This is a genomic window from Tepidimonas thermarum (assembly GCF_007556705.1).
Taxonomy (GTDB): Bacteria; Pseudomonadota; Gammaproteobacteria; order Burkholderiales; family Burkholderiaceae_C; genus Tepidimonas; species Tepidimonas thermarum.
In genome coordinates this window covers 1-7002 of the sequence record NZ_VJOL01000076.1, presented here as the reverse complement: position 1 = coordinate 7002, position 7002 = coordinate 1, and the positions used below count along the sequence as shown (strand labels likewise).

Below are 7002 nucleotides of genomic sequence, written 5' to 3'. Positions count from 1 at the left end.
GTAGTCGGAAAAGCTGGTCTGCATCATCGCTGCTACTGCCCCCAAGCCGTACCAGGGATTGTTCCACATCCTGCGGCGCTCAGGCTTCCCGCGCAGGGGGCGGGAGGGGAATAAATCAGTGTTTCCCCAACGAACCCATTCGGTCACACGCCAGAATGTCGATCCTGCGCTTGCTGTCCTCCCATGCACTGAACTCGGTAGCCAGCAGCTTCAAGCCTTGGTCGGGGAAAAACGCATCCAAGTTGAACGCAATCAGCGTTTGATAGAGGCGCTCCGTCGCCGATGCGTCTGCGCCCAGCGGATGGCTGAGCGCAACACTGTTTATAGCGGCGACCTGGTCATTGGCCTCAATGGAAACGAGCGGCATGCGCCATTGACCTCCCTAGCTAACTCTTTCTTTCATTGTACAACCAGCGCCGCTCATTCAATCGCCTTGACCATGTCCTCCACCACTTTTTTGGCGTCGCCAAACACCATCATGGTCTTGTCCATGTAGAACAGCTCGTTGTCCAGCCCGGCGTAGCCCGTGGCCATGGAGCGTTTGTTGACGATGACGGTGCGCGCCTTGTACGCCTCGAGGATGGGCATGCCGTAGATGGGGCTGCCTTTTTGCAACGCCGCCGGGTTGACCACGTCGTTGGCGCCGAGGATGATGGCGACGTCGGTCTGGCCAAATTCGCTGTTGATGTCCTCCATCTCGAACACCTGGTCGTAGGGGACTTCGGCCTCGGCCAGCAGCACGTTCATGTGGCCGGGCATGCGGCCTGCCACCGGGTGGATGGCGTATTTGACGCTGATGCCCTTGTGGGTGAGTTTTTCGGCCAGCTCCTTGACCGCGTGCTGGGCGCGCGCCACCGCCAAGCCGTAGCCGGGCACGATGATGACGCTCTCGGCGTTGCTCAGGATGAAGGCCGCGTCGTCGGCGCTGCCGCTCTTGACGCTGCGCTGAGGCTGGCCGGACTGCGCGCCGGCGCCGGCATCGCCGCCAAAGCCGCCCAGGATGACGTTGATGAACGAGCGGTTCATCGCCTTGCACATGATGTAGCTCAGGATCGCGCCGGAGGACCCGACCAGCGAGCCGGCGATGATGAGCATGGGGTTGTTGAGCGAAAAGCCGATGCCCGCCGCCGCCCAGCCCGAGTAGCTGTTGAGCATGGACACCACCACCGGCATGTCGGCGCCGCCGATGGGGATGATGATGAGCACCCCGAGCACGAAGCTCAGCGCCGTCAGCGCGTAAAACGCCGCCCAGTCGCCCGTGGCGGCAAACACCAGCCCCAGGGCGATGATGGCCAGCCCCAGGCCCAGGTTCACCCAGTGCTGCCCGGCAAACACCACGGGCGCGCCCTGGAACAGGCGGAACTTGTATTTGCCCGAGAGCTTGCCAAACGCGATCACCGAGCCGCTGAAGGTGATGGCGCCGATGGCCGAGCCGAGGAACAGCTCGATCTTGTTGCCAAACGGGATCGTGCCGCCCTTGGGCGCGAGGTCGAAGGCCCAGGGTTCGGTGACCACGGCGATGGCGATGCACACCGCGGCCAAGCCGATCATGCTGTGCATGAAGGCGACCAGCTCGGGCATCTTGGTCATTTCGACGCGCTTGGCCATGATCGCGCCCACGGTGCCACCCGCCACCAACCCGAGCGCCACCCAGCCCAGCCCCCCGACCTCGTCGAGGGCCATGCGGTCGGCCAGGGTGGTGATCAAGCCCACGGTGGTGAGGATGGCAATGGCCATGCCCACCATGCCAAAAACGTTGCCGCGGATGGACGTGGTGGGGTGGCTCAAGCCCTTGAGCGCCTGGATGAAGCAGACGCTGGCCACCAGGTACAGCAGGACGACGGCGTTCATGCTCATTGGGCGGCTCCTTCCGAGGCGGCGGCTTTGCGTTCTTTTTTCTTGAACATCTCCAACATGCGGCGCGTGACCAAAAAGCCGCCGAAGACGTTGACCGCGGCCAGCGCCACGGCCAGCACGCCCATGGTCTTGGCCAGGCCGGTCTCGGTCAGCGCGGCGGCCAGCATGGCGCCCACGATGACGATGGCCGAAATGGCGTTGGTCACGGCCATCAGCGGCGTGTGCAGCGCCGGTGTGACGTTCCACACCACGTGGTAGCCGACGTAGATGGCCAGCACGAAGATGATCAGGTTGATGAGCAGCGGAGAAACGGCTTCCATGGGGACCCTCGCAAACGAATCGGGAGTGGGGCTCAGGCGCGGCGTTTGACGTCGCCGCCCTGGGTCATGAGGCAGGCCGCCACGATGTCGTCGTCCATCGGCACCTGCACGGCGGTCGCCCCCTTGGGCAAGACGAGCTTGAGAAAATCCAGCACGTTGCGCGCATACAGCGCCGAGGCATCGGCGGCCACCAGCGCGGGCAGGTTGGTGTGGCCGACGATGGTCACGCCGTGGACGGTGACCACCTGGTCGGGGACGGTCAGCGGGCAGTTGCCGCCGGGCTGGCCGTGCGGACCCACGGGGCCGCGGCCGGCGGCGATGTCCACGATCACCGAGCCGGGCTTCATCGACTGCACCATCTCCTCGGTGACCAGCGTGGGCGCGGGCCGCCCGGGGATGAGCGCGGTGGAGATGACGACATCGGCCTGCGCCACGCGCTTGGCCACCTCGGCCTTCTGGCGTTCCAGCCAGCTCTGCGGCATGGGACGCGCGTAGCCGCCCACGCCCTGGGCGCATTCGCGTTCCTCGTCGGTCTCGTAGGGCACGTCGATGAACTTGGCGCCCAGCGACTCGACCTGCTCCTTGACCGCCGGGCGCACGTCGGAGGCTTCGATGACCGCGCCCAGGCGCTTGGCGGTGGCAATGGCCTGCAGGCCGGCCACGCCGACGCCCAGCACGACCACGCGCGCGGCCTTGATGGTGCCCGCCGCCGTCATCAGCATTGGGAACAGCCGCTGGTAGTGGTGGGCCGCCAGCATCACCGCCTTGTAGCCGGCGATGTTGGCCTGGCTGGAGAGCACATCCATGCTTTGCGCGCGCGTGGTGCGCGGCGCGGCCTCCAGCGCAAACGCCGTCAGCCCGGCGGCAGCGAGGCGCTGCAGGCCCTCGGCATCGAACGGGTTGAGCATGCCCACCAGCGTGGCGCCGGCCTTCATGTGCGCCAGCTCGTCGGCCGACGGGCCGCGCACCTTGAGCACCAGCTCGGCCCCCAGGGCCGTTGCGGCATCGACGATTTCGGCGCCCACGCTGCGGTAGGCCTCGTCCGGGGCGCTGCTGGCCACACCTGCCCCGGCCTGCACCAACACGGTGTGGCCTTGGGCGATGAGTTTTTTGGCCGTCTCGGGGGTTACGGCCACCCGGGTTTCGAGTGCAGCCGTTTCGGCCGGCACACCTATGCGCATCACACGTTCTCCTCGGATGTTGTCGGCTACGGGGTTGCAGCGCGTGCAGCGTAGCGGGTTTTGGCCGCCCTGGCCATCGCCACGCCGACATTTGCCGCCCAGGGAAAACCCGTATCCCGCACAAAAAATCAGTCAATGCGCATATTCTGCGGGCAAACGGCGCCGCCGTGCCAGGGCCGATCCGCAGCGCCACGTGGGCGCACACCCGTGACCGCGCATAATGGGCGCCATGGACACCCGCTGGAAGCCAAGCGTCACCGTGGCGGCCATCATCGAACGTGAGGGCCGCTACCTGTTGGTCGAGGAGCACACCCCGGAGGGCCTGCGCCTGAACAACCCGGCGGGCCATCTGGACCCGGGGGAGTCCCCCGTGCAGGGGTGCGTGCGCGAGGTGCTGGAGGAAACCGCGCACGCCTTCACCCCAACGGCCCTGGTGGGGGTGTATCTGTCGCGCTTCCAGCGCCCTGCGACGGGCGAAGACATCACCTATTTGCGGCTGGCGTTCACGGGGGAACTGGGGGCTGCGGTGCCGGGCCGCGCGCTCGACCACGGCATCGTGCGCACGCTGTGGTTGACCCCGGACGAGGTGGCCGCCAGCCGCGACCGCCACCGCAGCCCGCTGGTGCTGCGCTGCATCCAGGACCACGCGGCCGGCCGCCGGCTGCCCCTGGAGGCCATTTACACCGACCCGTCGGTGGCGGCGCTGGCCAAGCGCTCGTAGGGCGGTGGCGCCTCGTCCTGGAACTGCTGCGCGATGGCACGGAAAGTGGCGTGGATGTCGGCAAAGGCGTCGGCCACATCCGGATCGAAGTGTTGCCCCCGCCCTTGCGCGATGACCTGGCAGGCTTCCTCGTGCGTGAAGGGGGGCTTGTAGACCCGGCGGCTGATCAGGGCGTCGTAGACGTCGGCCACCGCCATCAGGCGCGCGGACGGCGGGATGGCCTCGGCGCGCACGATGGCCTGGTAGCCCAGGGTGGTGTGGGTCTTCATGATCTCGAATTCCTCGGGCGTCAGCGGCCCGGGCTTGAGCAGGATGCGATCGGGGATGCCCACCTTGCCGATGTCGTGCAAGGGGGCCGATTTGTACCGCAGCTCGATGTAGTCGTCGGTCAGCGTGGCGTGTACCAGCCGTGCAGGCCCGTGGACAGCAAGTACGCCGCCACCAGCAGCAGCGCCGCCACCGGCAGCGCATGGCTCAGGCGCACGCGCGATCGGCCACTCATGCCGGCGCCTCCCACACGGTACCCTCGAAGCGCGCGTCCACCGCGTCCTCCCACTGCCAAGGCGAGGTGGCCATGCCGCGCTCGGCCATCAGCGCCAGCAACTCGACCGCGGTGCGCGAGATTTGCCCGTCTGGCGCCAGCATGGCACGTGCTTCGTCACGCGTGGGCAGCCGCAAGCCGCGAAACAGCGCGGGCACCTGCGCCGGGGGCACCTGCGCCGGGGGCACCTGCAGACGCGGCGCCATCAGACGGGCGGGCAACTGTTGCGGCGCCGGGTCACGGCTCCACTGCCACCAGAACCGCACCGGCACCCTCGGAGATGTCGAGCACGTGCACGATGCGCAGCGGCGGCTCGGGCACGTGGCAGCCCCCCAACGCGCCGGCCAGCGCCAGCCCGCCCGCAGCGGCCAGCCACCGCCGACGTGTCGGCCGGGGCGGCGTGGGACGCAACATGGTGTTCTCCCTGTCGGTGCATCGATGGGGCTATGGTAGCGCCGCGCCCGCGGTCTGGGCAGAGGGCAGCAGCGTCAGCAGGGCCAGCGCCGCCAGCGCCGCCGTCTCGCTGCGCAAGGTGCGCGCCCCCAGCGCGAGGGGGGCCAGCCCCGCCTGCTGCAGCGCGGCCTCCTCGGCGTCGGTCAGGCCGCCTTCCGGGCCCAGCACCACGGCGCACGGGCCCGCGTGCGCGGCGGCCCAGACCGGCAGCGGCACGCTGCCGGGTGCCAGCGACAGCCACACGCCTGCGCCCAACGCGGCGCGCGCGGGGTCGGCCAGCCAATCGGTGAGCGTGCGCACCGGGCGCACCGGGGGCACACGGTTGCCGCCGCATTGCTCGCAGGCGGCCACCGCCACCGCCTGCCAGTGGGCCACCTTTTTGTCGGCGCGCTCGCCGCTCAAGCGCAGCACGCTGCGCTCGGTCATCAGCGGCTGCACGCTGGCCACCCCGAGCTCGGTGGCCTTTTCCACCAGCCAATCCATGCGCTCGTTGGCGGGCATGCCCACCGCCAGGTGCACGGCGCGCGCCGGCTCGCGCTCCAACGCCAGATGCTCGTCCACGGTGACGGTCACCTCGCGCCGGCCGATGGCGTGCACACGCGCGCGCCACTGCCCGCCACGCACCGGATCGCCAAACAGCGTCAAGGGCGCGCCCGGCTGCAGCCGCAGCACCTGGACGTGGCGCGCTGCCGCGGGCGGCAGGGCCACGGTCTGCCCGGGCTGCAGCGCCAGCGGCAGGTGGATGCGCGGGGCTGCCATCGGGTGCGCTCCTCAGCCCAGGCCCGGCCGGCCCAGGCTCCACGCCACCGGGGTCTCGATCCCTTCGATGGCGTCGATGAGCTGCAGCAAGGGCTTGAGCTCGCGGTACCGCGCCGCCGTGTGGCGGATGTAGCCGATGAAGCGCGGCGCATCCGCCAGGTACTGGGGCTTGCCGTCGCGCAATGTCAGGCGGGCAAAAATGCCGGCCACTTTCAGGTGGCGCTGCAGCCCCATCCACTCCACCGCGCGGTAGAACGCGCCAAAATCCTGCGCCCAGCCCTCGGCGTCGAGCAAGCCGGCGCGGCGCGCGGCCTCCCAGTAGCGGATGGTGATGTCGAGCACCACCTCTTCGTCCCAACTCAGAAACGCGTCGCGCATCAGGCTGGCGATGTCGTAGGTCAGCGGGCCGTGCACCGCGTCCTGAAAGTCGAGCACCCCCAGCCGCCCCTCGGGCCGCGCCGGGTCGAAGCCGCCGTGCGGCAGCATCAGGTTGCGCGGCATGAAGTCGCGGTGCACCCACACCGTGGGCTGCGCCAGCACGCGCTGCACGATCAGGTCAAAGGCGGCCTGCAGCGTGCGCTGCTGCGCCGCATCCAGCGCCACCCCTTTGTGGCGGCCCACGTACCAGTCGGCAAACAGCGCCAGTTCACGGCGCAGCAGCGCCTCGTCATAAGGGGGCAGCACCCCAGGGCGGCTGGCGCGCTGCCAGTCCACCAGGGCGGCGATCGCGTCCTTGAAGTACGGCAGCGCCGCCTCGGGCCGCTCGGCGTCGAGCGCCTGCAACAGCGTCTGCGTGCCCAGGTCGCTCAGCAGCATAAAGCCGTTGGCCGGGTCCCAGTCCCAAATGGCGGGCACACGCACGCCGGCGGCGCGCATCAGCTCGGCAACCTGCACGAAGGGGCGGCAATCCTCATGGGCCGGCGGCGCGTCCATGACAATGGCGGTGCCGCCGCCATGTGTGACGGCACGCTCCAGGCGCAGGTAGCGGCGAAAGCTCGCATCGGCGCTGGCCAGGCGCAGCGTCTGCGGCAGCAACCCGTGCGCGGGCGCCGAAATCTGCCCTGGCGCCAGAGCGTCCATGGCCTGCTCGAATTCCGGCACGAACAAGCCCGGCGTTGCCCAGCCGAGTGCGCCACCCTCGCGCGCCGAACCGTCTTCGCTGACCTCGCG

At 69.1% G+C, this 7002-nt stretch carries 9 protein-coding genes and 1 pseudogene; 1 reads left to right on the top strand and 9 read right to left on the bottom strand.

Annotation, left to right across the window (positions count from 1 at the left end):
- Nucleotides 1-115 precede the first annotated feature (115 nt).
- From Tther_RS12475 to Tther_RS12460, 4 genes are read right to left on the bottom strand one after another with little or no spacing between them, the layout of a single operon-like run.
- Nucleotides 116-367, bottom strand: coding sequence for a hypothetical protein (locus Tther_RS12475; protein ID WP_143904363.1), 252 nt, complete (start codon nucleotides 365-367; stop codon nucleotides 116-118).
- A gap of 53 nt (nucleotides 368-420) precedes the next feature.
- Nucleotides 421-1857 (bottom strand): NAD(P)(+) transhydrogenase (Re/Si-specific) subunit beta, encoded by a 1437-nt coding sequence (locus Tther_RS12470; RefSeq protein ID WP_143904361.1) that lies wholly within the window; start codon nucleotides 1855-1857, stop codon nucleotides 421-423.
- Nucleotides 1854-2177 (bottom strand): NAD(P) transhydrogenase subunit alpha part 2, encoded by a 324-nt coding sequence (locus tag Tther_RS12465; RefSeq protein ID WP_143904359.1) that lies wholly within the window; start codon nucleotides 2175-2177, stop codon nucleotides 1854-1856. The genes Tther_RS12470 and Tther_RS12465 overlap by 4 nt, the downstream gene beginning before the upstream one ends.
- 32 nt (nucleotides 2178-2209) lie before the next feature.
- Nucleotides 2210-3358, bottom strand: coding sequence for a Re/Si-specific NAD(P)(+) transhydrogenase subunit alpha (locus Tther_RS12460; RefSeq protein ID WP_143904357.1), 1149 nt, complete (start codon nucleotides 3356-3358; stop codon nucleotides 2210-2212).
- Nucleotides 3359-3587: 229 nt separating this feature from the next.
- On the opposite strand from Tther_RS12460, the gene Tther_RS12455 reads away from it, so the two are divergent.
- Nucleotides 3588-4079, top strand: coding sequence for an NUDIX hydrolase (locus Tther_RS12455; RefSeq protein WP_143904355.1), 492 nt, complete (start codon nucleotides 3588-3590; stop codon nucleotides 4077-4079).
- Here the strand turns inward: Tther_RS12455 and Tther_RS12450 are convergent.
- The 5 genes and pseudogenes from Tther_RS12450 to Tther_RS12435 form a co-directional block, all read right to left on the bottom strand.
- Nucleotides 4037-4471 (bottom strand): annotated as a pseudogene (locus tag Tther_RS12450) (HD-GYP domain-containing protein); the annotation flags it as partial. The gene Tther_RS12455 and the pseudogene Tther_RS12450 overlap by 43 nt on opposite strands.
- A gap of 106 nt (nucleotides 4472-4577) precedes the next feature.
- The gene (locus Tther_RS12445) at nucleotides 4578-4886 is read right to left on the bottom strand and encodes a hypothetical protein (protein ID WP_143904350.1); all 309 of its coding nucleotides are present in this window, start codon (nucleotides 4884-4886) and stop codon (nucleotides 4578-4580) included.
- Complete coding sequence (locus tag Tther_RS13315) at nucleotides 4858-5034, bottom strand: hypothetical protein (protein ID WP_185975094.1); 177 nt, start codon at nucleotides 5032-5034, stop codon at nucleotides 4858-4860. The genes Tther_RS12445 and Tther_RS13315 overlap by 29 nt, the downstream gene beginning before the upstream one ends.
- Nucleotides 5035-5064: 30 nt before the next feature.
- Nucleotides 5065-5832 (bottom strand): 16S rRNA (uracil(1498)-N(3))-methyltransferase, encoded by a 768-nt coding sequence (locus Tther_RS12440; protein ID WP_143904348.1) that lies wholly within the window; start codon nucleotides 5830-5832, stop codon nucleotides 5065-5067.
- A gap of 12 nt (nucleotides 5833-5844) precedes the next feature.
- The coding region (locus Tther_RS12435) for a phosphotransferase (protein ID WP_143904347.1) at nucleotides 5845-7002 on the bottom strand (1158 nt) is incomplete at its 5' end.

Excerpts from the sequence above, each read along its gene's own strand:
- Tther_RS12475 (WP_143904363.1), bottom strand. The coding sequence starts at position 367 with ATGCCGCTCGTTTCCATTGAGGCCAATGACCAGGTCGCCGCTATAAAC.
- Tther_RS12470 (WP_143904361.1), bottom strand. The coding sequence starts at position 1,857 with ATGAGCATGAACGCCGTCGTCCTGCTGTACCTGGTGGCCAGCGTCTGC.
- Tther_RS12465 (WP_143904359.1), bottom strand. The coding sequence starts at position 2,177 with ATGGAAGCCGTTTCTCCGCTGCTCATCAACCTGATCATCTTCGTGCTG.
- Tther_RS12460 (WP_143904357.1), bottom strand. The coding sequence starts at position 3,358 with ATGCGCATAGGTGTGCCGGCCGAAACGGCTGCACTCGAAACCCGGGTG.
- Tther_RS12455 (WP_143904355.1), top strand. The coding sequence starts at position 3,588 with ATGGACACCCGCTGGAAGCCAAGCGTCACCGTGGCGGCCATCATCGAA.
- Tther_RS13315 (WP_185975094.1), bottom strand. The coding sequence starts at position 5,034 with ATGTTGCGTCCCACGCCGCCCCGGCCGACACGTCGGCGGTGGCTGGCC.
- Tther_RS12440 (WP_143904348.1), bottom strand. The coding sequence starts at position 5,832 with ATGGCAGCCCCGCGCATCCACCTGCCGCTGGCGCTGCAGCCCGGGCAG.